A 23689-nucleotide genomic window follows, 5' to 3' on the forward strand; every position below is an offset into this window, starting at 1 on the left:
CGACATGGCAATTCAGGGTGCGATTCCGTTGGGGCAGGACCTGGTGTTCCCGTACGGCGCTTACGTGGTGGGTGAGGTCGAGCAGGTCCAGGACTTCGACCGCAAGCAGGCCGGGGAAGTCGACTTCCAGTCCCGCGACAAGAACACCGGCGAACGGCTCTGGGCGGTCCGCGTCGTCGACGCCGACCCCGAAGCCCGCCGTGGACAGGCCGAGGTCGTGGTCAAGGTGATGGCCGAGCACCAGCCCGTCCCGCCCGCCACTCTTCCGGGCCTGCCGTTCCGCCCGGTCGTCTTCGACGGGCTCACCGCCACCCCCTACGTGGACACCAACCGCGCCCGCCCGCGGCTGGCGTGGTCGTTGAAGGCGTCGGGCATGTCCGCTCCCGCCAAGACCGCCCCGAAGGCCGACGCCAAGACCGAGACCGGGCGGGCTGCCTGATGCGCGCCGACACGCTTCAGGCGGAGCGGAACGAGCGGAACAGCATCACCGCGCAGCTCGGAGCACTCCTGCGCTCCCGCCCCGGCTCGCAGACCCCGTTGCGGGAGCGGGCGGCGTGGATCGAGCGCAAAGCCGAACTGTTCGGACGGCTCGCCGAGCACTACGGACCGATCGACCCCCAGGAAGCAGCGGAGTGCTGCTACCTGGCCACGGTCGCGGCTGAACAGGCCGCCCGGCTGCGCTCGGTGTCCCGCCACCCGGCAAGCCGTGCCCGGCTGCGCACGCCGGAGGTGGCGTGATGGGTGGCCGTCCGCAGGGTGTTGTGACCCACCAGCCGTCCCAGTCGAACACCGCCACCTCTGACGACTGGATCGCCGAGCTGATCCTCTCGCTGCTGTCTCTGGTCTGGTGGATGGTCAAGACGGCCGCACAGCTCACGTGGCGCTTCCCGCTCATCGCGGCCGTCCTGGTCGCGGGGTGGTGGGCGTACATGGGCGACCACCTGGTCGTGGTCGGCATCGTCGTCGCCGTCCTCGTGGTGGCGCTGGTGGCCTGGCGGCTCGCATGGCCATTGTCCTTCGACCGTCTCCTGACTCAGCCCACGTGGCGGCGCCGCAAGCGGCGGGCGATCCGCCGCAACTGGCCGGAACTCTGTGAACGGGTCGGCCTGGCGATGGCCGTCACCGACCGCCGCTCCGGGCAGCGAGAGTCGTGGACACCGGGGCTGTCTCGGCTGCGGTGGGCCTCCCGTGAGCACCTGGTCCTGACCGGGCGGGTGCAGGTCGTGGCCGGGCAGACCGTCGACGATCTCGCCTCGGCGGCGGAGACGTTGGGTGCGGCGTGCGGGGCGTGGTCGTGTCGGGTCCGCAAGACCGGTCCCCGCACCGCCCTCGTTACCTGGCTGTACGGCGACCCCCTCGCCCAGGTTGTTGCCCCGCTGCCCGTCCCGGACGCCCTCGACGCCGCCGCCGTCCCGGTCGGGGTGCGGGAGGACGGGCAGCCGTGGCTGTTGCGTCTGGCCGCCACCCATGTCCTCATCGTCGGGGTCACCGGCGCGGGGAAGGGCTCGGTGGTGTGGTCCCTGCTCGGCGGCATCGCCGGGGGCATCCGCGACGGGCTGGTGCAGGTGTGGGCTGTGGACGGCAAGGCCGGGATGGAACTGCAGCCGGGCCGGGCGCTGTTCACCCGGTTCGCGACCACCGTCGAAGACGGTGTGCAGCTGCTCGAAGACGCCGCGGTCCTCATGACCGAACGGGCCGCCCGGATGGCCGGCACCTCCCGCCGTCACGAACCGAGCACCCGGGAACCGCTGCTGGTGGTGCTGGTCGACGAGGTCGCTCTCCTCACCGCCTACACCCCGGACCGCAAGCTCCGCGACCGTGCGGAGAAGGCGCTGGCGGCGATTGCCACCCAGGGACGGGCACCCGGTGTCGTCCTGGTCGCAGCGCTGCAGGATCCCCGGAAAGAAGTCCTCGGCCTGCGCAACCTGTTCCCGACGAAGATCGCGATGCGCCTGGATGAGAAGTCTCAGGTCGATATGGTCCTCGGGGAGGGGGCTCGGGAGTCCGGGGCGCTGTGCCACCAGATCCCCGATACCTCCCCCGGCGTCGCCTACGTCAAGGTCGACGGCGTCCGCGAACCCGTCCGGGTCCGCGCCGCCTACTACGACGACCAAGCCATCGGGGAACTCGCCCGCACTCACGCGCCCAGCAGAACACCGGGTGCTCGGCCCGTGTTCTCCGTCGTCGACAACAACTCACACGATGACGCAAGCACCTGTGGTCAGGAGGGTGCGGCGTGAACACCCTCCCTCCGAACGCGGAAGCCGAAGCCGGGCGACGGCTGCTCTCCCCCACCTTCGACCGGTGGGCCGAACAGGCCGCGAACTGCGGGCACTGCGCCCGCCCCATCCGACTGCGGGGCCAGGCCACCACCGTCGACCGCGTCACCGGCGAAGTGCTCTCGACCTACGACTCCGCGAACGAACCGGACGGGGTGCTCTACACCCGCTGCGGCAACCGCCGCGTCAGCGTCTGCCCGTCGTGCTCCCACGAGTACAAGGGCGACATGTGGCACCTGCTCGCCGCTGGTGCCGCGGGCGGGATGAAGGGTGTTCCGGAGTCGGTGGCCTCGCACCCGCTGGTGTTCGCCACCCTCACCGCGCCCTCGTTCGGCGCCGTGCACGGTCTACGTCGCAGGAACGGCCATCCCAGCATGTGCCGACCCCGGTCGACATCCGCGGTCTGTGAGCACGGCAACCCCGCTGGCTGCCGCATCGTGCACGCCGAGGGGGATCGTCGTCTGGGGCAGCCGTTGTGCTCGGAGTGCTACGACTACACCGGTCATGTGGTGTGGCAGTGGTGGTCTCCGGAGCTGTGGCGACGGTTCACCATCGCGCTCCGCCGGGCGCTGGCTGCGCACCTGGGCCTGACGCAGACGGCAGCACACTCGCTGGTGCGGGTGTCGTTCGCGAAGGTCGCAGAGTTCCAGCGTCGCGGGGTGGTGCACTTCCACGCACTCGTCCGTCTCGACGGGCCACCCACGGACTCGACGGAGTTTCCTCCCCCGCTGGTTGCGGTGAGCACGCAGCAGTTGTGCGAGCTGGTGCACGTCGCCGCCGCACGGATCTGGTTCGACGCCCCCGCCACGGAAGCCCGTGGGGAACTGCGCCGGTTGAGGTTCGGGACGCAGGTCGATGCCCGCGCCGTCACCGCCACGGCGACCCGCGAGGCGAGTCGAGCCGACCACCACGACCACGGCCTGCACCCGGAGACCGTCGCGGCGTACATCGCGAAGTACGCCACGAAAGCCTGCGACGACTTCGGCCTCCCGCCTGGTCTGCGTGATGCCGACGCTGCGCGGCGGATGGGCGTCGTGGAGCACGTCTGCCGTCTGCTCGCCGAGGTGCACTACCTCGCCCGGACCGGTGGGCCGAGATACCTGCCGCTGGCGAAGTGGGGAGCGATGCTCGGTTTCCGCGGGCACTTCTCCACAAAGTCCCGCCGCTACTCCACCACCCTGGGCCGGTTGCGCTCAGCGCGGAAACGGTGGTCGGTCCAGCAGTTGCGTGACCGCCTGACGGGGCGCACGAACCCGACGACTGACGTCGATGCACCTGACGCCGAGGAGACGACGCTCGTTGTCAGTTCCTGGTCATTGGACGGCATCGGCTGGCTGAGCGCGGGGGACGCCGCCCTCGCCGCTACCGCCGCCGCACAAGCCCGCGAGTGGTCCGACGATCGTGCCCGCGCCCGTCGCGCCTCCCTGCTCTGACCCCTACCGCTACGACCTCGCAAAGGACTCACGATGAACCACGAGCAGCGCACCGCCCCCACCCGTCTCCTGTACCGCGTGCAGGACGCTGCCGACGCGCTCAGCCTGAGCCGCAGTGTCATCTTCGAACTCCTGCGCTCCGGCCGTCTGCGCTCGGTGCACGAGGGCCGCACCCGACTCATCCCCTACGAGGCGCTGGTCGAGTACATCGCCTCTCTCGAGGACGCCGCCTGATGCCTACTCGTCGTGGTCGCGGTGAGGGCGGTCTGCACTGGGACGAGAAGCGGCAGCGCTGGATCGCCAGCGTCAGCCTGGGATTCACCCCCGCCGGCAAGCGAATCGTGAAGCGCGGCAGCGGCAAGACGAAGACCGAGGCTCGGGCGAAGCTGAAGGAGGTGCTGCGCGACCAGGACGATGGCCTGGCAATCGCCCCGAACGACTACACCGTGGCCCAGGCGGTCGAGGACTGGCTCGCCTACGGCCTGCACGGTCGGTCGGAGACGACCGTCACCACGAACCGGATCCTCGCCCGCACGCACGTCATTCCGGACATGGGGGCCCGTCGTCTCCGTGACCTCAGCGCGGAGGACGTGGACCGCTGGTTGGCCAGGAAGGCGCAAACCCTTAGTACCCGCACGTTGCAGGGCATCCACTCGGTCTTGAACCGGGCGGTGAAGAGGGCGATGGCCCGGGACAAGGTGAAGCGCAACGTGGTCGCGTTGTGCAGCGTGCCGCAGGGCAAGGCCGGCCGGCCGTCAAAAGCGCTCACCATGGCGCAGGCTGACGCCGTGTTGCGGGCGGTGGAGTCGACGCGGCTCCGGGGGTACGTCGTGCTGTCAATGCTGACTGGGGCGCGCACCGAGGAGCTGCGGGCGCTGCGCTGGGACCACGTCGACCTCGCCGGTCGTTCCAATGTGATGCCACCTGTTCCGGCGCATGTCGCGGTGTGGCGTTCCGTGCGGTCGGGTGGGGACACCAAGACCCGCAAGTCCCGGCGCACCCTCGCGCTCCCCCGGCGCTGTGTTGAGGCCCTACGCGCCCAACGTGCGCAGCAGGAACAAGACCGTGTGAACGCCGGTGAGCGGTGGGTCGAGACCGGTCTCGTCTTCACGTCTAAGAACGGCACCGCCCTCGACCCATCACATGTCCGCCGTGACTTCCGAGCTGCCATCGCGACCGCTGAGGACGTTGATCCGGCCGAGTGGACGCCCCGCGAACTGCGCCACAGCTTCGTGTCGCTGTTGTCGGATAGCGGTGTGCCTTTGGAGGAGATCTCACGGCTCGTCGGACACAGCAGCACCGCAGTCACCGAGCTTGTCTACCGAAAGCAGATACGGCCTGTCCTGCAATCCGGCGCGATCGTCATGGACAGCATCTTCGACGGCGCCCTGTCGGAGTAACTCATAGCAGGACGTCCGGAAGCCAAGCACCGGACACTCGCCTCAGAACTTTCAAGGCATCGCGCAAGCCCGTCAGGTAGTCCTGACAAGCTGCGTCTCGGCCTCACGGGCCACCCGAGCCAGCTCGACGACGACGCTCCCGACATGCACTTTGTCCTGCCAGAAGGTCAGCTCATCCGTGTCAGGGTTCCAACGCCCGAAGACATCGGTGACCGGCAGTACTGCCGCCTCTTCATCCGTGGCGAAGAGAAAATGGGCCAACATCTGCGGCGAGGCCGGCCGTTGACCGAGCTGATCGACGTACTCGAAGAGCCTCTCGTCCGAGTGCTCGAAGTGGTTGCGGACGTACCGGCTGTACAACGGAGAGCCCGGCGTGAGGCTCAGAAGGGATCGAAGGGCGTTTCTTTCGGCCATGTGCGTGCTGCCCCTGCTGCCCCAGGCGAGCTTGGAGACGTTGGCGGCTGCAGTGAGAACGGCCATCGTGGCGACCCAGAAGCGGTCTCGAGCCTCCTGCACTCGAGCGGCATCGACAGCGCTGTGCAGCTCGAACTCGGCGGTTGTCAGCTCAAGCTCGCCCGATGGCGGCATGTGCAGCTTGACCTGCGTGTCCATGTCCATCAGAGCCGACCGGCGCATGCGGTCGGCCGTGCGCCCGCCAGCGCAGTGTTGAATGACTAGGCTTAGCTGTAGGCGGGTAGCGAAGTCAGGCATGGGACCGCCTTCCTCTCTCGCGAACGACAGCCTCGACCTCGTCGGCCGCAGCCGCAGGGTCCTCATGCTCCCAATACTCGAGGACGATCCAATCTCGAGCTACGAGGGCCTCTCTCGTCTCTCGATCCCGCTCCACATTGCGACGGAGCTTGTCGGCCCACCACTGGGCGTTGGCCTTGGGCTGGGTCGCGTGGAGAGGGCAGGCGTGCCAGAAGCAGCCGTGAACGAAGACAGCGACCTTGGTCCTGGTGAAGACGACGTCGGCTCGCCGTCGGATGTCCCGAGTCGGCCGATAGTCGACCCTGTATCGCAAGCCCCGATTATGGAGGAGCCGCCGCAGTCGTAGCTCGGGTTCGGTGTCCCGGGTCTTCTGACGACGCATCCGGTCGGAGACTCCGGGCGCAGATGGGGCGGCTCCTCGGGCGCTCCTGGCTTGAGCCGGCGTGGCACCTGGTGTGGACGTCATCCTTCTCGATCCTGTCAGGCTCCTATCTACTGCTCCTCGACCGCCGCCGGCTGCGACAGGTGCCTGTCGGGAACGAGCGGGACCGGACCAGTCGGGTCGCCCTCCTCGTGAATCGCCCACCAGGTGTCCCCGTAATAGACCTTGGGCCGGTCGCTTGACGCGTCGACGGCCGTCAAGCGCACCGAGAGCCACTCCCCCTTGATCGGCACGGGAAGACCCAACGTCTGCGCAATCATCGGGTACGGCCTGAGGTGGCCCAGAATAATGATTCCTTCCCCGGCCAATTGAAGTCGGGCATCTCGCACCCGTTTCGGAGCGTCATCCTGCTGCCCCACCGTGAGGACGATGGGACGACGCACGATGACCCCTTGCATCTCACGGAACAGACTGATGACCCTTTGCTGGCCGGACATTCCCGCAGAGAGCACCCGACTCCTTACATCGGCATCCATATGCAAAAGCGTATTTTCGGGGAGGTCGCCTTGGAGGCCGCCCCAGAACCAGTAGATTTCCGACATGGAGTCGGCGCCTACTCGACGCTTGTTGTCGCGATTGTAGGCCCGTAGCCTCTCGGAGCCCCCCTTGACGGTCTTCCACCTCAAGATTTCATCCCGACAACGAAGAAGACCGGCGGCCCACTGACTTTTATCATCGTTTACCCACACCAACAGCGCCGGGTGGTCCATCTTGCCAGCCCGATCACCATGTTCTTCGCAGGTGTACATCTCCATAGGAATCTCCCACCCGCCGAGATCCTTGGAAAACTTGCAGTCGAGGTCTTCGCCGGCGACCCGCCAGTCGATGTCCTCCCCATTGGGGATCGAGAATTCCTTGGTCAGATTGACCTCGATGACCGTACCGAGGTGCGTCTTTTCAGTCTTGGACAGATGCTGGTAGCACCAACGACCGGTGCGCTGGCCGTCCATCAGCTCATCCAACGAGTCCCGTATCGCCCAACGAAAGCGCTCCCGACTGGAGGCCAGCTTCTCGAACCAAAGCTCGAATCGAGCCAAGTCCGAAGGCACCTTGGACCACTTGGACACGGGGAACGGGGTATTGGACGACATCCGCTCATGTGGCGTCGCGTACACCTTGAACTTATTGCGGCGACGCCTGATCTGTCCGTCGGTAGCGATGTCCGACGCGACACGATCCATCGACGGCTCAACGGGAGCCTCTGGCAGGTCGAACAGCGCGTCATCGAAGTCGGGCACATCGCGGACCGTGCCGGCCTGCGTGCTCTCTGTCGCGACGACGCGCCGAGTCAGACCAGGTGTTGCTTGATCTGATGGGCGATTGCCTGGGCCAGGCCGGCAGGGACCGCGTTACCGATCTGACGAGCGATCTCCGTCTTGGGGCCAACCCACAAGAAGTCCTTGGGGAAGTCCTGCAGCAAAGACGCTTCATAGTGGGTGATCACGCGATTGACCTGGCGGTCTTCCCGCCCCTCTTCCCATTGCGGGTGGAGGTACTGCCCCTTCTCGGGCTTGTAGAACTCGGTGCGGATGGTCAGGGATGGCGCGTCCCACCGCATCCGACCCATGACGTCGGTCGTACCCGTGGCCTTGTCGCGCCAGCAGCGAGGGAGCAGGTGATCGGGGACATTGAATCGACCACCACCAGGCGGAACATGCTTGTACCGGTCCAAGGACAGCTGACGCGGATTACGGCCGAAATGCAGATCTACACCCTTGAACACACCCGGCATGTCGATGCCGAAGAAGTTGGTGACAGAGGCCGGCATGTCGGTAAACTCCGGCTTTTCGGGAAGACCGGCGATCCGACTACGCACCGTTTCCCAGGGCCGTTCCTCACTGAGTGGCGTCCGAGAATGGGTGCGAACAGGCAACTTGATCGGCGTCTTGTACTTGTTCTTACGAGAACCGATCACGATAGTGCGTGGGCGGCGCTGTGCGACTCCGTAGTCCGCCGCCAGCAGAACACCCCATTCAAGGTGGTAATCCTTCAACATCCCGTGATCGGCCTCGGCCAACAGCAGCTGGAACTCACTGGCGGCACTGAACCGCTGAACGTTCTCGAGCACGAAGACATCGGGCCTGGCAACCTGCACGAAGCGCATGTACTGCTTCCACAGCTGATTGCGTGGATCATTGACGTCCTTGCTGCCAAGATTAGAAAACCCTTGGCAGGGCGGGCCACCGATGACGACATCGGCGTCCGGGATCTTGTCATCGGGGAAGTCGTTGATGTCGCCGTACCACGTGTGATCGACACCAAAATTGGCTGCATAGGTAGCGGCGGCCCATTTGTTGAACTCGACGCCAAGGATCGGCTTGAAGCCCTCTCGGGTGAAGCCAACGGTCATGCCGCCGCACCCGGCGAAGAGGTCGATCGTGGTAGGTCCCGACATGCCGGAAGCGTAGAACACGCGTACGACACACCAGGGCCGGCACGCCGCACACCCGAGCCCGCTGTACCCGTCCACAAGCTCGCTCCGCGTGGAGCAGAGCCTCAGGACTCCTGATCACAGCCACGGGTTCGGTGTCGCCGGGACAGTCACGCAGTCAGTCACGCACACGACGAAGGCCCGGCCCCGCTGATGCGGTTCCGGGCCTCTGACCTGCGGTCTTGCTGGTCGGGGTGACAGGATTTGAACCTGCGGCCTCTTCGTCCCGAACGAAGCGCGCTACCAAGCTGCGCCACACCCCGATGCTGCTGACGGCCGCCGAACTGCACGGCCTCGTAGAGGATAGCCCACCCAGCCGGGTCCCCGAGACCACGAGGTCAGCGGCGGGGCACGAGCTCCAGCAGCGTCGCCTCGGGGCGGCAGGCGAAGCGCAGCGGCGCGTAGGGGGAGGTCCCGAGGCCGGCGGAGACGTGCAGCCAGGCGTCGTGGCGGGCAGCGGACCAGCGGGACAGGCCGGAGGCCTGCTTCCGCGGGAGGTCGCAGTTGGTCACGAGGGCCCCGAAGCCGGGGACGCAGAGCTGGCCGCCGTGGGTGTGGCCGGCGATGAGCAGGCCGGCGCCGTCGGCGGTCATCGCGTCGAGGGTGCGGCGGTAGGGGGCGTGGGTGACGCCGATGGTGAGGTCGGCGTCGGTCGCGGCGGGGCCGGCGACGTCGTGGTAGCGGTCGTAGCGCAGGTGCGGGTCGTCGACGCCGACGAACTCGAGGTCGAGGCCGTTGACGGTCAGCCGGGTCCGGACGTTGTCGAGGTCGACCCAGCCGGCGTCGGTGAAGCCACGGACGAGGTCGTCGGTCGGCAGGCGGACGGCCTCGTCGCCGGCACCACCGTCCGACGGACCCCGCAGGTACTTCGACCAGTTGCGCGGCTTCGGGGCCCAGTAGTCGTTGGACCCGAGCACGAAGACCCCCGGACGCTCCAACAGCCCCGCGTAGGTCTCCAGCACGGCCGGGACGGCGTCCTGCGCGGCGAGGTTGTCGCCGGTCGTGACGACGAGGTCGGGTTCGAGGTCGGCGAGCGCCGCGACCCAGGCGCGCTTGCGGTGCTGGCGCGGGACGAGGTGCAGGTCGGAGAGGTGCAGGACCCGCAACGGCGCGGCACCGACGGGCAGGACCGGCACGACGGCGTGCCGGAGCACGAACGCGCGGACCTCGTAGCCCGCGGCGTAGCCGACGCCGGCGGCACCGGCCAGCGCGCCGACGCCGACGGTTCCGGCGGCCAGGTGGAGGACTCGCGCTGCAGTGGGCATCCGGTCATCCTCGCCGGAGGGCGGAAACGGGTCGCGGCGGGGTGGGAGGATCGCCCCATGAGCGACACCCTCAAGGACTCCCTGCAGGCCGACCTGACCACCGCGATGAAGGCCCGGGACGAGCTGCGGTCGGCGACGTTGCGGATGGTCCTCACGGCGGTCCGCTCCGAGGAGGTCGCCGGGAAGTCGGCGCGCACGCTCTCCGACGACGAGGTCATCGCGGTCCTGCAGCGCGAGGCGAAGAAGCGTCGCGAGGCCGCGCAGGCCTTCGGTGACGCCGGACGCAGTGAGCAGTCCGAGCGCGAGACCGCTGAGCTCTCCGTCATCGAGACCTACCTGCCGACCCCGCTCACCGACGAGGAACTCGACGCCCTCGTGGACGAGGCCGTGCTCATCGCAACGGCGGAAGGGCTGACCGGCATGGGCGCGATGGGCGCCGTCATGTCGCAGCTCAAGCCGAAGGTCGGGGCCCGCGCCGACGGCAAGCGCGTCTCCACCGCCGTGCGGACCCGTCTGCAGGCCTGAGACCCGCGGAAACAACACTTTCCGCCCCTCGAGGGGCCCTCGCAGGGGCGGAAAGTGTTGTTTCCGCGCGGGACGGGGCCGCTAGCTGGTGCCGCTGGTCGTGACGACGGTGCTCGTGATGATCGCCGTCGTGACCGCGGCCTGAGCGGCGCGGACGGCGGCGGAGACGGCTTCCCCGGCCCACTCCCCCTCAGCCATCCCGGCCGCGATCTGCTGCACCCGGTCGGTGAGCTGACGGCGGGAGAGCCCCAGCTCGGGGACGACCTTCGGGATCGCGCCGACGGACTGCAGCAGCGACACCAGCGCGGCCGCGTGCGGGGTGACGTCGGCACCGTCGCCCAACGCTGACGCGACCTCCGCCACCAGCGCCTTGCGCGCGCCCGGCTCGGGGTGGTCGCGGGCGAAGCGGAGGAACCCGCCCGCCTCGTGGCGGACGAGACCGCGCGCGACCATCCGGTCCCGCACGGCACGACCGAACTTGACGCCACCGAGCCGCTGGACTGCGGTGCGGGCCGCGGTCGGCTTGTCTCCCAGCCTCCGCAGGGCCTCGTCGAGCACGACGTCGCCGGTGGGCGAGGCGTCGCGCACGCGCACCTTCTCGCCCCCCCCAGCGGCTCGGTTCGGACTCGAGCCGTTCCCGCAGGGCCAGGTCGAGCAGCACGGCTCCGGGCAGGACCGCGCGGAGGCGGGTCGCGTCCGTCAGCGGACGCCCCGTCTCCGGGTTCAGCAGGAGCAAGGTCACGTCGTCCACGAGGGGTGTGTCCACGCCCCCAGCCAACCAAGGACGCGACGGGTGGGTCCACCCCCCGAAAGGAGGACGGGCCGGACGGGGAGAGTCCCCCGTCCGGCCCGTCTCCGTCCCTCAGTTCGTCGGGAGGGCGGGGAGGTCGGGCAGCGGCGGCAGTTCCGTCGGGAGCTGGATCCCAGGGCTGTCGCTCGATGGCGGGGCCGACGGCTCCTGCGTCGGGACCGGTGCCGGGCCGGAGCTGCGGGTGATGGTGATCGTGGCACCGGCCGCGGCGGAGCGGGCGCTCTGCGAGGCGACGAGGCCCGCGTCGACGTTGGAGGTGACGGTCTTGCTGGAGACACTGACTTGGAAACCGGCCGCCTGCAGCGCGCTCTTGGCCGAGGACACGCTACGTCCGACGACGCTCGGGACCTTGATCCTGCCGTCGATCGTCGTCGTCTTGAGGCCTTGGTTGGTGCCGTCGGTGAACGTCGCCTTCGGCAGGTTGAGGACGTTCGACGCGGGGCCGACGATGTGTGCCCAGATGGGACCGGGGATCGTCGCGCCGAAGACCTGCGAATAGCGCCGACCGTTGATGCGCTCGCGGTTGAGGGTCTTGTACCCCTCGTGGTGCCCGACCCAAACCGCGGCAGCCAGCTGAGGCGTGTAAGCGGCGAACCAGACGTTCTGGCTGCCGTTCGTCGTCCCCGTCTTGCTGGCGACCTGACGACCGTCCAGCAGCCCCAGTCGCTTCACCGATGCAGCTGTCCCGCTGTTCCAACCACCTTGCAGGGCTTCGGTGACGTTGCGGGCGACGTTGACGTCCAGAACCTGCTTGCAGTCCGCCGACGGAATGTTCAGCGGCTTGTTGTCGGAATCGAGCACTTCGGTGATCGCGGTCGGCTTGCAGAAGTTGCCTTCCGCCGCGAAGGCCGCGTAGGCACCTGCGACCGATAGGGGGGTCACCAGATTCGTCCCCAACGTCATCGAGGGCAACCGGTCGAGGTCGTAGGTCTTGGGATTGCTGTTGACCGTGTCCAGCGGGGTCGGTGAGCCCTTGTAGACGCCCAAGGACTGAGCGGTGTTCGCGATGTCACAGAGGTCGAGTTGCTTCTCCATGGACATGTACGCGGTGTTGACGGAGTTCCTCGTGGCGTCACGCACGCTCATCACGCCGGAACTGCTCGTCTCCGCGTTGAAGTAGGGGTACTTCCCGCCACGGAGTTTCTGCCCGCACGCGGTGAACGCGCTGAACGGGTCGTTCCCGGAGCTGGGGGCGGCGACGGTGGAGTCCAGCGACTTGCCGGCCTTGAGCCAGGTGGCGAGGGTGAACGCCTTGAAGGTGGACCCCTGCTGGAAACCTTCCGTTCCGCCCATCGCCTGGTTCACGTTGTAGTTCAGCGTCGTGACGCCGGCTTGGTCATCGTCGGGCGAGAAGGTCGTGTCCTGCGCCATCGCCAGGATCTTGCCCGTCCCCGGCTCGACGACCGACGCCGCGGCGCGGGCCGCCTGACCCGGGTTGACACCGTTGTTGACCGCGTCCTGGGCGATCTGCTGCACGGCCGGGCTCAGTGTCGTCGTGACCGACAGACCGCCGCTCCGGAGGAGCTTGATGCGGTCGTCCGAGGTGGCACCGAACGTCGGGTCGCTCTCGATCACGTGCACGACGTACTCGCAGAAGTACGCGGCGCTCCCCGCTGCGAGGCAGCCTTGACGGCTCGGGTTCGTGTGCAGCTCCAACGGCGCAGCCACAGCCTGGTCGTGAGTCGGCTTGTCGATCTTCCCGAGGTCCAGCATCCGGTCCAGGACGATGTTGCGCCGCTTCACGGCGGCATCTCCGTACTTCACCGGGTTGTACGCGGCAGGGTTCTGCACCATCCCTGCCAGGAGGGCCGATTCCGGAAGTGTCAGGTCGGCGGCGGACTTCGAGAAGTAGTACTGCGCAGCAGCCTCGACGCCGTAGACGTTGTTCTGGAAGTACGAGACGTTCAGGTAGCCGGCGAGGATGTCGTTCTTGGACATCTCCTTCTCCACCCCGACCGCGAGCTTCATCTCGCGGAGCTTGCGGGCGTACCCGTCGACGCCGCTGGCCTCGACCGCCGCGGCGGCGGCCTGACTGTCGCCCGCCTGGACCGCCTGCTGGACGAGGACGTTCTTGACGTACTGCTGCGTCAGGGTCGAGGCACCCTGCGTCCCGCCGCCGCCTGCGTTGGACACAAGGGCACGAACGATGCCCTTGGTGTCGATGGCACCGTGGGAGTAGAAGCGGTCGTCCTCGATCGAGACGATCGCGTCCCGCATCACGGGCGCGATCTGATCGTAGGAGACGACGCTGCGGTTCTGGTCGTACACCTTGGCCATCACCGTGCCGTCCGCCCACTTGATCGTGGAAGCCTCCGACAGCGACTGGTCGCCCAGGTCTGCCGGCAGTTCCTGGAAGAGGTCGACCCCCGCGCTCGTCAGGCTGCCGCTGAACGCGACGGCCGGGACGACGAGCCCCGCCGTGAGCACACCGGCCACGGCGCTGACGGCCGCGAAGGCGGCGAGCAGCCGCAGGACGGGACGCCGCCGGTGAGCGGTGGGGGGAGGAGCCATGCCGACAGGGTAAGCGCCGGGCCGTTCCGGATCGGGGCATCCACGGGTCCTCCGCGAGCGCTCCGCAGGATCGTGACCGCAACGCAACTCTGCGTTGATCTGTGTGGGTGACGAGTCGGTAGCTCGAAGTGACTACCCATGTTCATCACAAGATGCTCTGGGGAAGAGTCCCTCGCCGAGCCTACGCTGCAGACGTGCCCGACGTGGGGCACTCAGGGGGATTCACAGGTATCGCTGAACCGGGGGGAAGCCGGTGCTCGCAGAGCACCGGACCGGGGGGGCGTCGACGGGAGGGGCCGTCATGGCGTGGACGTTGGAATGGGCTAGTCGCGGGGCCTGCAAGGCCACCGAAGCGGACGAGCTGTTCGTGCAGGGCTCGGCGCAGAACCGCGCCAAGCAGATCTGCGGGGGGTGCCCCGTGCGCACCGAGTGCCTCGCCGATGCGCTGGACAGCCGCATCGAGTTCGGGGTCTGGGGCGGCATGACCGAACGTGAACGGCGCGCGCTGCTCAAGCGCCGTCCGAACGTGCAGTCGTGGCGCCGTCTGCTCGAGACCGCGCGGGACGCGGCCCTGGGCATCGACGGGGCCGAGGTCACCGGGTCGGGCACCGCGGTGCCCGAGATCTCGCTGGTCGGGGTACCCGCCGCCGTCTGAGCACGCGGCGTTCGAGCGCGTCGCCGCCACCCGTGAGCGCCCCCGGTCCCTCAGGACCGGGGGCCCACTAGGTTGGCGCCCATGAAGACATGGGAGTACGCCACCATCCCGTTGATCGTCCACGCGACGAAGCAGATCCTCGACCAGTGGGGCGCCGACGGCTGGGAGCTCGTGACGGTCCTCACCGGACCCGGTGGCAACGGCCTGGTCGCCTACCTCAAGCGCCCGATGGGCGCCGACGCGTGAGCACGACGGAGCGGCTGGCCGAACTCGGCCTGACGTTGCCGGCCGTCGCCGCGCCCGTCGCCTCCTACGTGCCCGCCGTCCGTGACGGCGACCTCGTCTTCACCTCCGGTCAGCTGCCGTTCGTCGACGGCCAGCTCGCCGTGACCGGCAAGGTCGGCGGGAGCGTCGACGCGGACACCGCCCAGCAGCTCGCCGCGACGTGTGCGCTCAACGCCATCGCGGCCGCCGCGAGCGTGATCGGGTCGGTCGACGACATCGTGCAGGTCGTCAAGGTCGTGGGCTTCGTCGCCAGCGACCCGTCCTTCACCGGTCAGCCCGGCGTGATCAACGGCGCGTCCGACCTGCTCCGCGAGGTCTTCGGCGACGCCGGCCAGCACGCCCGCAGCGCCGTCGGGGTGGCCGTGCTGCCGCTCGACTCCCCCGTCGAGGTCGAGATCGTCGTGCGGGTCCGTTCCTGACGTGACCCCTCCCGGCCCCTGGACAGGTGGCCCGGTCACCGACCGGACCACCTGCGTCCTGGAGCCCAACCCCGGGCCGATGACGCTGGACGGGACGAACACCTGGCTGCTGGCCGCCCCCGGCTCCTCCGACGTCGTCGTCGTGGACCCGGGCGAGGACGACCCCGGCCACCGGGCCGCGATCACGCAGGCCCTGGCGGGACGGGCCGTGGCGCTCGTCGTCGCCACCCACCACCACCTCGACCACGTCGGCGGGCTCGAGGAGTTCCTGCGCGAGCACCCCGCCCCGGTCGTGCGGACCGCGGGTGAGCACGCGGTCGCGGGGCTGTCGCTGACGGTCGTCGCGACCCCCGGCCACACCGCCGACTCGGTCTCGGTGTTCCTGCAGAGCGGCGAACTGCTGACCGGCGACACCCTGCTCGGCCGCGGCAGCACGGTCATCGCCGACGACGGCGACCTCGGTGCCTACCTGACGTCACTGCGGACGCTGATCGACCTGGACGCGACCGTCGTCCTCCCCGGCCACGGCCCCGCCCGCCCGGACGCCCGCGCCGCTCTGGAGACGCAGTTGGCGCACCGGCTCGAGCGGCTGGAGCAGGTCCGCGCCGCCGTCGCCGCGGGAGCCTCGACGCCGGAGGAGGTCGCCCTCGCCGTGCACGGCGAGCTCGCCGGCCCCCTCGCCCACGCCGCCGTGCTCTCGATCCGCGCCCAGCTCACCCATCTGCGACTCCCCTAGCGCGCGGAAACAACACTTTCCGCCCCGGAGGAGCCTCTACGAGGGCGGAAAGTGTTGTTTCCGCGCGATCCGGGGGCGCGACGCGTCGGAGGGACGCGCGGGGTCAGCGGGCGCGGCGGGCCAGTCGCTCGATGTCGTGCAGCACGACGGCCCGCGCTTCCAGCCGCAGCCACCCGCGGGAGGCGAAGTCGGCGAGCGCCTTGTTCACCGTCTCCCGCGAGGCGCCGACGAGCTGCGCGAGTTCCTCCTGGGTCAGGTCGTGGGCGACGAGCTGACCGTCGGCGATGGGCCGACCGAAGCGGCGGGAGAGGTCGAGCAGGGCCTTCGCGACGCGGCCGGGGACGTCGGTGAAGACGAGGTCGGCCAGGGTCACGTTGGTGCGGCGCAACCGCTGGGCCAGCGCCTGCAGCAGGTGCTTGGCGACCTCGGGACGCCGGGCGAGCCAGCGCATCATGTCGTCGTGGCCGAGGGCGATGAGCTCGGACTCGGACACGGCGCGCGCCGAGGAGGTGCGGGGTCCGGGGTCGAAGAGGGAGAGCTCGCCGAACATCTCGCCGGGGCCCAGGACGGCGAGGAGGTTCTCCCGGCCGTCGGGCCAGCTGCGGACGAGCTTGATCTTGCCGGTGCGCACGACGTAGACGCGCTCCCCCGGCTCGCCCTCGCCGAAGAGCTGCTCACCCCGGTCGAGGTGGACGGCCTCCATCGTCTCCAGCAGTTCGCCCGCGGCCTCGTCGTCGAGGGCGGCGAACAGCGGGGCGCGACGGACGACGTCACCGGGGCGGTCGCCGAGGCGTTCGTCGAGCCGGTCGGCACCCGGGGCGCCGTCGATCTGCCCGTAGTCCACCGACCGACCTCCTCTGCTGTCGTGACGCGCGTCACCTCGACACGGCCTTCCGACAGTCTGCCGCACGATCCTGGCGAGGGAGCGGTGGGGAGCGACCTCAGGTACCGGAACTAAGCGCCGGAACTAGGCGCCGGAACGGTGGAACAGCGCGCGGGCACGTTCCGCGAGGACGTCGGTCGCCACGGCCAGTTCGGCCAGGAGGGCCGTGTCGTAGTCGGCGAGGCGCTGCTGGGCGAAGGACAGTTCCTGCAGCTGCTCGTTCAGCCCGGGCGCTCCGAGCGGGCGTTCGAGGACGAGGAGTCCGCGCAGGCCGTGGGCCGGGTCGAGAGCGTGGGCGCCGGTGACGTCGGGCAGCAGGGTGTCCCCCGCGGTGGTGCCGGAGAGCAGCCGGTCGAGGGGGCCGCCGTGCGCGGCGGCCTCGAGCGGCACGTGCAGCTCCTCCGGGCCGCAGGCCGAGGCGACGAGCAGGTCGAGGCGGGCCCGCACGAGCCGGCTCCAGTGCTGGACGCGGCGCAGCTCCTCCTGCAGCAGCCCGCGTCGGCGGCGCAGCGCGGGCAGCGGCAGCTCCGCGAGCTCGACGCGGACCGCGTTGCGGCAGCGCAGCGCGTCGGCGTCCTCCAGGACACCGCTCAGGACGGGTCGGAGGTAGGCCTCCAGCAGGTCGATCTCGGAGGTGCGGTCGGGTTCGCCGTCGTGCTGCATGCCAGGGATGTCGTCTCCCTCCCGGGAGCGCTTGACGGGGTGTCACCCTCCCGGTCGTCTCCCGTCACCCGACCGCACCTGTGGCACGGGGCAACGGTTTCCGGAGGTCACCCGTGGAGGGTGTGCAGAACTCGTGCCCCGGCCGGGACGGACGGGTGATCACCCGGCCCCTCCGACGTAGGGTCCAAGGGTGGAGACCGAGCTGGCCCGGACCCGACGAGCCCGCCGGGTCCACCGGGCGCTGGCGCTGCGCTACCCCGACGCGCACTGCGAGCTCGACTTCACCAGCCCGTTCGAACTGCTGGTCGCGACGATCCTCTCGGCGCAGTGCACCGACGCCCGGGTCAACCAGGTCACGCCGGCGCTGTTCGCCCGCTACCCGGGCGCCACCGACCTGGCCGCGGCCGAGCGCTCCGAGCTCGAGGGCCTGATCCAGGCGACGGGGTTCTTCCGGGCCAAGTCCGACGCGCTGCTGAAGATGTCGGCCCAGCTCGTCGCCGAGCACGGCGGGGAGGTCCCCCCGCGCCAGGCCGACCTGGTGAAGCTCGCCGGGGTCGGGCGCAAGACGGCCAACGTCGTCCTGGGCGACGCGTTCGGCGTCCCCGGCCTGACCGTCGACACCCACGTCGGACGGTTGTCGCGCCGGCTCGGGTTCACCACCCACGAGGACCCGGTGAAGGTCGAGACCGACCTGGCCGGGCTCATCCCGCGCCAGGACTGGACGATGTTCAACCACCGGATGATCTTCCACGGCCGCCGGACGTGTCACAGCCGCCGGCCCGCGTGCGGCGCGTGCCCGGTCGCCCGGCTCTGCCCGTCCGCGGGGATCGGCGAGAACGACCCGGTGCGGGCGGCGAAGCTCGTGAAGCAGGGCTCCCCGGGTGTCGCCGTGGCGGCGACGGCGTGATCCCCGACTGGCTGGAACCGCTCGCCACCCGGCTCCCGACCCTCACCGTGGCCGACCTGGACTGGCGGGTGGAGCGCACCGGGACCGGGCGTCCGGCCGCCGTCCTCGTCCTGCTCGCCGACGGCCCGGCCGGCCCGGAGGTCCTGCTGACCGAACGCGCCGGGACGTTGCGCCAGCACTCCGGTCAGGTCGCCTTCCCCGGCGGCCGCAGCGACCCGGGCGACGCCGACGCCGCGGCCACCGCGCTGCGCGAGGCCGAGGAGGAGACGGGACTGGACCCCGCGGGGGTCGAGGTCCTGGGCGCGCTGCCGCCGTTGCTGCTGGCCCACTCCGGTCACGAGGTGACCCCGGTGATCGCGCACTGGCGCGAGCCCGCCCCGGTCGGCCCGGTCGACCCCGAGGAGGTGGCCCGGGTGGAACGCGTCCCGCTGTCGGAGCTGCTCGCCGACGACGCCCGGCTCACCCTGCGCGGCCCGGGCGGCTACGTCGGGCCCGCGTTCGCCGTCCGCGGGCTGCTGGTGTGGGGTTTCACGGCCGAGGTCCTCGTCCGGGTCCTGGCCTTCGGCGGCCTCGACCGTCCCGCCGGTGAGGCGGGCGGGGGTTCCGCGCTGACGCTGCAGCAGGCCCTGGACCGCGCCGGAGCCCGCGCGTGACGTCGTCGGACGTCCTCGACGTCGCCCTGCTGGTGCTGGTGCTGGTCCAGGTCGTCGCCGGGTACCGGGAGGGGTTGCTCATCGGGCTGGCGGGTCTCGTCGGTCTGGTCGGTGGCGCGGCCGTCGGGGTCGCGTGGTTGCCGCACCTCGTCGCCGGCTGGACGCCGGGGGTGCGCCGCACGCTCGTGGTGGTGCTCGGGACGCTGGTGCTGGCCGTGCTGGGCCGTCTCGTCCTGAGCTTCGTCGGGGCCCGGTTGCGCTCCCACGTCCGCTGGCGACCGGCGCGCTTCGCCGACGCCGTGCTCGGCGCGGTCGCGGGCCTCGTCGCGACGCTGCTGGTGGTCTGGGTCGTGGCGGGGGCGGCGCGGACGGCTCCGCTGCCCCGGGTGGTGCAGGCCGTGACCGGGTCGCGGGTCGTCGGGGCCCTCGACGGCGTCGTGCCCGTGAGCACCGGCAGCCTGCTCTCGACGTTCTGGGCCGCGGCCCAGGCCAACGGGTTCCCGCGGGTCTTCACCGGTCTCGACGCGGAGCCGATCACGCCCATCGCCGCGCCCGACCCCCTCCCCGGCACCGAGGGGCTGCAGGCGGCCGCGGGCAGCGTCGTGAAGGTCACCGGGGTGGCGACGACGTGCCGGCGCGGGCTGGAGGGCAGCGGTTTCGTCATCGACCGGGTCGGGGACTCGGCGCGGGTCGTCACCAACGCCCACGTCGTCGCGGGGGTCAGCGACCCCCTCGTCCAGCCCGGCGGCGTGGGCCGGCAGTACCCGGCGAGCGTCGTCGCCTACGACCCCGGGCTCGACCTCGCCGTCCTCGACGTCCCCGGCCTCGACGCCGCGGCCCTGCCCCGCGCCGACGAGCTCACCCGGGGTGACACGGCACTCGTGGCGGGCTTCCCCCTCGACGGCGGCTACGACGTGCAGCCCGGGCGGGTCCGCGAGGTCCTGCAGGCCCAGGGCCGCGACATCTACGACACCACCGACGTCGTCCGCGAGGTCTACTCGGTGTACTCCACGGTCCGGCCCGGGAACTCCGGTGGACCGCTGCTGAGCGCGGACGGGCGGGTCGTGGGCGTGGTCTTCGCCAAGTCCCTCGACGACGAGCAGACCGGGTACGCGCTGACCCCCACGGAGCTCGACCGGGTCCTCGCCGAGGCCGGCTCCCGGACCGCGGAGGTCTCCACCGGCTCCTGCACGGCCGAGTGATCGCCGTGGACGCCCCCGGGGCCCTGCTCGCCGCCGCGATCCTGCACCTCGGGTTCCAGCTGGTGGTCACGGCCGTCGTCTACCCGGCCCTCGCCGCGACCCCGCCGCGGGACTTCCCCGCAGCGCACACCGCCCACTCCCGCCGGATCACCCCCGTGGTGGCCGTGGTCTACGGCTCCGTGCTGGCCGCGTGGGTCTGGGTCGCGGTCTCGGTGCCCTTCTCCCCGCACCTGTGGGTGGCCCTCGCGGGGACCGTCCTGAGCGGGATGAGCACCGCGGTCGCGGCCGCCCCCACGCACTCCCGGCTCGGCCGGGAGGGACCCCGACCGGCCCTGCTCACCCGGCTGCGGCGGGCCGACGCGGTGCGCCTGGCCGGGGCGGTGCTGACGGTCGCGGGCGCGCTGGGGTGAGCGGTCACCCGGCCCGCGAGGGCCACCGGATCGTGAGGGTCGTGGTCTCCTCCACCGGGGAGGTCTCCCAGGTGTGCTCCTCGCCGGGGAACCAGATCACGTAGTCGCCCGGCGTGGCCAGGACGGCCTCGCCCTCCCGGAAGCGCAGCCGCTGCCACCCGGCGACGAGCACGCACAGGGACGTCTCCGCCTCCGGCGCGGTCCACTCCTCGTCCCGCGACCCGGCCGCCATCCGGGCCCACTTCACCTCGACGTGCTCGCTGGCCAGGGCGGGGACCCGCCCGGCCATGAAGCTCCCGAAGAACCAGCCGCCGTCGTCGGCGCCGTCGAGGTCGGCGTTGCCCGTGTGGAAGGTCACGACGGCGATGCTGCCGGGCCGCTCACCAGCGCGCGAGCCAGCCGGTGAGCAGCGTCGTCGTCCGCTCGGGGGACTCCTCGGGGAGGTAGTGCCCGACGTCGGGCACCTCGACCACCCGGTGCGGGCCGTGGGCGAAGCGGGCGGCCGCGTCCAGGGCCCCCGCGGACACCGTGGGGTCGAGCGCGCCGCGCACCTGCAGGACGGGGACCTCGACGCCGTCGCGCAGGGCGGCCGCGAAGCGGCGGCCGTCGGCGCGGACGGCGGAACGGGCGATCCAGCGGTGGTACTCCAGCGCGGAGTGGGCGACGAACGGCACGCGGATCGCGTCGCGGTAGCGCTTGACGTCGGCGGCGGACGGCCAGCCGGGACCGGAACGTTCGCGCAGCACCCGCTCGACCCCGTCGCCGCTCAGCAGGCGGCGTTCGGGCAGGGCGGGCAGCTGACGGGCGAAGGCGGTCCGGGTGGTGGCGAGCCCGGCGCCCTCGCCGAGACGCTCGAGCAGGACGTGGCGGGACAGCAGCGGGTGCGCGGCCCCCACGACGACGATCCCGCGGACCTGCTCGGGGTGCAGCGAGGGCAGGGCCCACGCCGTGCGGCCCGAGACGCCGTGGCCCACGACGACGGCGTCGCGCTCCCCCAGGGCCCGCACCACGGCCGCGACGTCGGCGGCCGAGGTGGGCGTGTCGTAGCCGCGGGGAGGTTTGTCGGAGGCGCCGTAACCGCGGAGGTCCATCGCCACCGCGCGGTACCCCGCCGCCGCGAGGCCAGTGAGCTGGGCGCGCCACGCCCACCAGAACTGCGGGAAGTCGTGGAGCAGCAGGACGAGCGGTCCCTCGCCCAGCTCGGCGACGTGGAACCGCGCACCGTGGGCGGCCACCAACCGGTGCCGCCACGGTCCTTCGACCAGGACGGCCGAGACGTCGGTCGAGCGGACGCCCACGCCTCGGCCCGGGGGTCAGTGCCCGAGGCTGCGCGAGCCCGGGCCACCGGTGATGGTCTTGGCGACGGGCTTGCCGGTGGCGGCGGCCTTGATCGCGGCGATGCTGTCCTTCGTCGTGCGGATCGTGCGCTCCGGGGGCTTGACCTGCTTGATGCGGCCGAACCCGATGGCCGCGGCGAGGCCCGCGACGACCAGCATGGCCGCGGCGACGACCAGGAAGCTCAGCCAGATCGACCAGCCGGCCCCCTCGTGCAGCGCGAACGCGACGGTGATGCCGAGGAACACGAAGGCGACGAAGCCGAAGAGCGCAGCGACCCCGAAGAGCCCACCGCCGATGGCGCCGTTCTTCACGTCGGTGGTGATCTCGGCCTTGGCCAGCGCGATCTCGTAGCGGACGAGCTCGCTCATGTCCTTGGTCGCGTCGGCCACGAGCTGACCGATCGTGCGTTCGGGCGCACCGACGGGACGGTCGTTCAGGGTGGTCATCGAGTCCTCCTAGGCCCAGGCTGCGCGCACCGCGCGAATGACGGTGCGCCGGGGAGAACCCTAGGAGTTCGTCGCGGCGCGTGCACGGGAGGGGGAGCGCGTCGCCGTCGGCGGGGGGACCGACGGCGACGCCAAGGTCGCTCTCGTACAGGGGGGACGAGCGACGACCTGACCGACACTACGGCTCCCGACCTCCGCGCGGGGGAGTTCCGCGCAACCCAAACCTGTGAGTCCGAAGGTTCCCCCGGACGGCCCAGCGCGCCCGCGTCCGGTCACGACGACCGGACGGGTCGCCACCGGGACAGCAGGGCGCGGTGGTCGCTGCCGGGGATGTCCCGGACGCTGGAACCCACGGCGCGCCAGGCGTTCCCGTCGGCGAGGGCGTGGTCGATCGTGGCGCCGACCGCCGCCGGGTACTTCGCGGGCCACGTCCCGCGCGCGCCCGTGCCGGTCTGCTCGCCGGCGTCGACGCAGGACCCCCGCAGGTGCAGTCCGGGGTGGTCGAGGGTGGCGTTCAGGTCACCGGCCAGGATCGAACCCGGGGTGTTCGCGCACCAGTCGGCGACCGCCTTCACCTCCACCGCCCAGGCCCCGAGGAGGTCCGGGACGGGCGCGGCGGTGTGGGCCGCGGCCAGCACCGGACCCTCCCCCGAGACGGGTTCGGCGGTGACGACGGCCTTGACCCCGCCGGCCAGCTGCCCCGTCGTGCGGTACGGCCCGAGGGACTGCGAGACGAGCAGCGCCGTCCCGTACCCGCCCCCGCCGAGGTCGCGGGCCCAGAAGACCTGTACCGGGGTGCCGGTGGCGGATCCGATGCGCGCGGCGACGTCGTCGGCCAGGGCCTGGTCCGACTCGGGCAGCGAGACGACGTCCGCGCCGCCGTCGACGGCGAGGCGGGCCAGCCCGGCGGGATCGGCCTGGGCCTTGAGGACGTTCGCCGCGAGCACGGTGACGTCCCCGGGGCGGGCCGCGGGCAGCTCCCCCGCCGCGGTCCCCCGGGCGAGGGTCGTCCCCACCGATCCGGCGGCGACCAGCGCGAGCGCCGCGGCCGAGGGCAGCACCCGTCGCCAGCGCGTCCCCACCGCGCCCGCCACGACCGCCGCCCCGGCCAGCCCGGCCCCGACCGGCACCCGGAACGGCACGGTCCAGACGAAGGGGCGGTGCCCGGCGAGGCCGAAGAGGTCGGGGGCGCCGACGAGCGCCGCCCCGGCGGCGACCACCCCGGTCGCGACGACGGTTCCGGTGAGGGCGGCCGTGCTGCGGCGGGGGTGGTGTGAGCGCACC

Annotated in this window: 27 protein-coding genes, 1 tRNA gene and 1 pseudogene; 15 read left to right on the forward strand and 14 right to left on the reverse strand. The window is 70.9% G+C overall.

The window, feature by feature from the left end; translation table 11 throughout:
• The first annotated feature begins 4 nt into the window (after positions 1-4).
• Genes SJY07_RS10115 through xerC form a run of 6 tightly spaced genes read left to right on the forward strand, consistent with a single transcriptional unit; the run spans position 5 to position 5112 of the window.
• Positions 5-439 carry a plasmid replication, integration and excision activator gene (locus SJY07_RS10115; RefSeq protein WP_380158809.1) on the forward strand — a complete coding sequence of 145 codons (435 nt, stop codon included), beginning with the start codon at positions 5-7 and terminating at the stop codon, positions 437-439.
• Entirely contained in the window at positions 439-738 is a 300-nt protein-coding gene (locus SJY07_RS10120) for a hypothetical protein (protein WP_380158811.1), read from the forward strand. Before SJY07_RS10115 ends, SJY07_RS10120 begins: the two co-directional genes overlap by 1 nt.
• Positions 738-2240, forward strand: coding sequence for a cell division protein FtsK (locus SJY07_RS10125; protein ID WP_380158813.1), 1503 nt, complete (start codon positions 738-740; stop codon positions 2238-2240). The genes SJY07_RS10120 and SJY07_RS10125 overlap by 1 nt, the downstream gene beginning before the upstream one ends.
• Entirely contained in the window at positions 2237-3712 is a 1476-nt protein-coding gene (locus SJY07_RS10130) for a replication initiator (protein WP_380158815.1), read from the forward strand. Before SJY07_RS10125 ends, SJY07_RS10130 begins: the two co-directional genes overlap by 4 nt.
• Before the next feature lie 33 nt (positions 3713-3745).
• Positions 3746-3946: a helix-turn-helix domain-containing protein gene (locus SJY07_RS10135; RefSeq protein WP_328294390.1), complete on the forward strand. Its 201-nt coding sequence runs from the start codon at positions 3746-3748 to the stop codon at positions 3944-3946.
• Positions 3946-5112, forward strand: coding sequence for a tyrosine recombinase XerC (gene xerC / locus SJY07_RS10140; protein WP_380158817.1), 1167 nt, complete (start codon positions 3946-3948; stop codon positions 5110-5112). Before SJY07_RS10135 ends, xerC begins: the two co-directional genes overlap by 1 nt.
• 72 nt (positions 5113-5184) lie before the next feature.
• On the opposite strand, the gene SJY07_RS10145 is transcribed toward xerC, so the two are convergent.
• From SJY07_RS10145 to SJY07_RS10170, 6 genes are all read right to left on the reverse strand, one after another.
• Positions 5185-5724 carry a hypothetical protein gene (locus SJY07_RS10145; RefSeq protein WP_380158819.1) on the reverse strand — a complete coding sequence of 180 codons (540 nt, stop codon included), beginning with the start codon at positions 5722-5724 and terminating at the stop codon, positions 5185-5187.
• Between the two features lie 91 nt (positions 5725-5815).
• On the reverse strand, positions 5816-6205 hold the full coding sequence (gene vsr, locus SJY07_RS10150; RefSeq protein ID WP_380158821.1) for a DNA mismatch endonuclease Vsr: 390 nt from the start codon (positions 6203-6205) through the stop codon (positions 5816-5818).
• A 110-nt stretch (positions 6206-6315) separates the two neighbouring features.
• Entirely contained in the window at positions 6316-7503 is a 1188-nt protein-coding gene (locus SJY07_RS10155; protein ID WP_380158823.1) for a NaeI family type II restriction endonuclease, read from the reverse strand.
• Positions 7504-7553: 50 nt separating this feature from the next.
• A complete protein-coding gene (locus tag SJY07_RS10160) occupies positions 7554-8660 on the reverse strand; it encodes a DNA cytosine methyltransferase (protein WP_380158825.1) in 1107 nt (368 codons plus the stop codon).
• Between the two features lie 222 nt (positions 8661-8882).
• Positions 8883-8959: transfer RNA gene (locus SJY07_RS10165), tRNA-Pro, on the reverse strand.
• 75 nt (positions 8960-9034) lie between these two features.
• Positions 9035-9961, reverse strand: coding sequence for a metallophosphoesterase (locus SJY07_RS10170; protein ID WP_380158827.1), 927 nt, complete (start codon positions 9959-9961; stop codon positions 9035-9037).
• A 57-nt stretch (positions 9962-10018) separates the two neighbouring features.
• Between SJY07_RS10170 and SJY07_RS10175 the strand changes: the two genes are divergently transcribed.
• On the forward strand, positions 10019-10486 hold the full coding sequence (locus SJY07_RS10175; protein WP_328294387.1) for a GatB/YqeY domain-containing protein: 468 nt from the start codon (positions 10019-10021) through the stop codon (positions 10484-10486).
• An 81-nt stretch (positions 10487-10567) separates the two neighbouring features.
• Here the strand turns inward: SJY07_RS10175 and SJY07_RS10180 are convergent.
• Together SJY07_RS10180 and SJY07_RS10185 are read right to left on the reverse strand one after the other, a co-directional pair.
• A pseudogene (locus tag SJY07_RS10180) lies at positions 10568-11252 on the reverse strand (GPP34 family phosphoprotein).
• A gap of 96 nt (positions 11253-11348) precedes the next feature.
• A complete protein-coding gene (locus SJY07_RS10185; protein ID WP_380158829.1) occupies positions 11349-13808 on the reverse strand; it encodes a penicillin-binding protein in 2460 nt (819 codons plus the stop codon).
• Between the two features lie 301 nt (positions 13809-14109).
• On the opposite strand from SJY07_RS10185, the gene SJY07_RS10190 reads away from it, so the two are divergent.
• The 4 genes from SJY07_RS10190 (at position 14110) to SJY07_RS10205 (ending at position 15903) form a co-directional block, all read left to right on the forward strand.
• Positions 14110-14463 carry a WhiB family transcriptional regulator gene (locus SJY07_RS10190; RefSeq protein ID WP_328294384.1) on the forward strand — a complete coding sequence of 118 codons (354 nt, stop codon included), beginning with the start codon at positions 14110-14112 and terminating at the stop codon, positions 14461-14463.
• 81 nt (positions 14464-14544) lie between these two features.
• The gene (locus SJY07_RS10195) at positions 14545-14709 is read left to right on the forward strand and encodes a hypothetical protein (RefSeq protein WP_328294383.1); all 165 of its coding nucleotides are present in this window, start codon (positions 14545-14547) and stop codon (positions 14707-14709) included.
• Entirely contained in the window at positions 14706-15167 is a 462-nt protein-coding gene (locus SJY07_RS10200) for a RidA family protein (RefSeq protein WP_380158832.1), read from the forward strand. The genes SJY07_RS10195 and SJY07_RS10200 overlap by 4 nt, the downstream gene beginning before the upstream one ends.
• 1 nt (position 15168) lies before the next feature.
• On the forward strand, positions 15169-15903 hold the full coding sequence (locus SJY07_RS10205; RefSeq protein ID WP_380158834.1) for an MBL fold metallo-hydrolase: 735 nt from the start codon (positions 15169-15171) through the stop codon (positions 15901-15903).
• A gap of 103 nt (positions 15904-16006) precedes the next feature.
• Here SJY07_RS10205 and SJY07_RS10210 read toward each other — a convergent pair whose 3' ends face one another.
• Both SJY07_RS10210 and SJY07_RS10215 read right to left on the reverse strand, forming a co-directional pair.
• Complete coding sequence (locus SJY07_RS10210) at positions 16007-16732, reverse strand: Crp/Fnr family transcriptional regulator (protein ID WP_328296251.1); 726 nt, start codon at positions 16730-16732, stop codon at positions 16007-16009.
• 138 nt (positions 16733-16870) lie between these two features.
• Complete coding sequence (locus tag SJY07_RS10215) at positions 16871-17449, reverse strand: hypothetical protein (RefSeq protein WP_380158836.1); 579 nt, start codon at positions 17447-17449, stop codon at positions 16871-16873.
• Positions 17450-17639: 190 nt separating this feature from the next.
• Between SJY07_RS10215 and nth the strand changes: the two genes are divergently transcribed.
• From nth to SJY07_RS10235, 4 genes are read left to right on the forward strand one after another with little or no spacing between them, the layout of a single operon-like run.
• Positions 17640-18356 carry an endonuclease III gene (gene nth, locus SJY07_RS10220; RefSeq protein WP_380158837.1) on the forward strand — a complete coding sequence of 239 codons (717 nt, stop codon included), beginning with the start codon at positions 17640-17642 and terminating at the stop codon, positions 18354-18356.
• Entirely contained in the window at positions 18353-19009 is a 657-nt protein-coding gene (locus SJY07_RS10225) for an NUDIX hydrolase (RefSeq protein ID WP_380158838.1), read from the forward strand. The genes nth and SJY07_RS10225 overlap by 4 nt, the downstream gene beginning before the upstream one ends.
• Entirely contained in the window at positions 19006-20211 is a 1206-nt protein-coding gene (locus SJY07_RS10230) for a MarP family serine protease (protein ID WP_380158840.1), read from the forward strand. The genes SJY07_RS10225 and SJY07_RS10230 overlap by 4 nt, the downstream gene beginning before the upstream one ends.
• 5 nt (positions 20212-20216) lie before the next feature.
• The gene (locus SJY07_RS10235) at positions 20217-20621 is read left to right on the forward strand and encodes a hypothetical protein (protein ID WP_380158842.1); all 405 of its coding nucleotides are present in this window, start codon (positions 20217-20219) and stop codon (positions 20619-20621) included.
• A gap of 4 nt (positions 20622-20625) precedes the next feature.
• Here the strand turns inward: SJY07_RS10235 and SJY07_RS10240 are convergent, their stop codons facing one another.
• The 4 genes from SJY07_RS10240 to SJY07_RS10255 form a co-directional block, all read right to left on the reverse strand.
• On the reverse strand, positions 20626-20979 hold the full coding sequence (locus SJY07_RS10240) for a hypothetical protein (protein ID WP_328294375.1): 354 nt from the start codon (positions 20977-20979) through the stop codon (positions 20626-20628).
• Positions 20980-21001: 22 nt separating this feature from the next.
• On the reverse strand, positions 21002-21919 hold the full coding sequence (locus tag SJY07_RS10245; protein ID WP_380158845.1) for an alpha/beta fold hydrolase: 918 nt from the start codon (positions 21917-21919) through the stop codon (positions 21002-21004).
• A 15-nt stretch (positions 21920-21934) separates the two neighbouring features.
• Positions 21935-22405 carry a phage holin family protein gene (locus SJY07_RS10250; RefSeq protein WP_328294373.1) on the reverse strand — a complete coding sequence of 157 codons (471 nt, stop codon included), beginning with the start codon at positions 22403-22405 and terminating at the stop codon, positions 21935-21937.
• A 272-nt stretch (positions 22406-22677) separates the two neighbouring features.
• Entirely contained in the window at positions 22678-23688 is a 1011-nt protein-coding gene (locus SJY07_RS10255) for an endonuclease/exonuclease/phosphatase family protein (RefSeq protein ID WP_380158847.1), read from the reverse strand.
• Position 23689: the final 1 nt, after the last annotated feature.

The organism is Kineococcus sp. R86509 (assembly GCF_042466365.1).
Lineage (GTDB): Bacteria > Actinomycetota > Actinomycetes > Actinomycetales > Kineococcaceae > Kineococcus.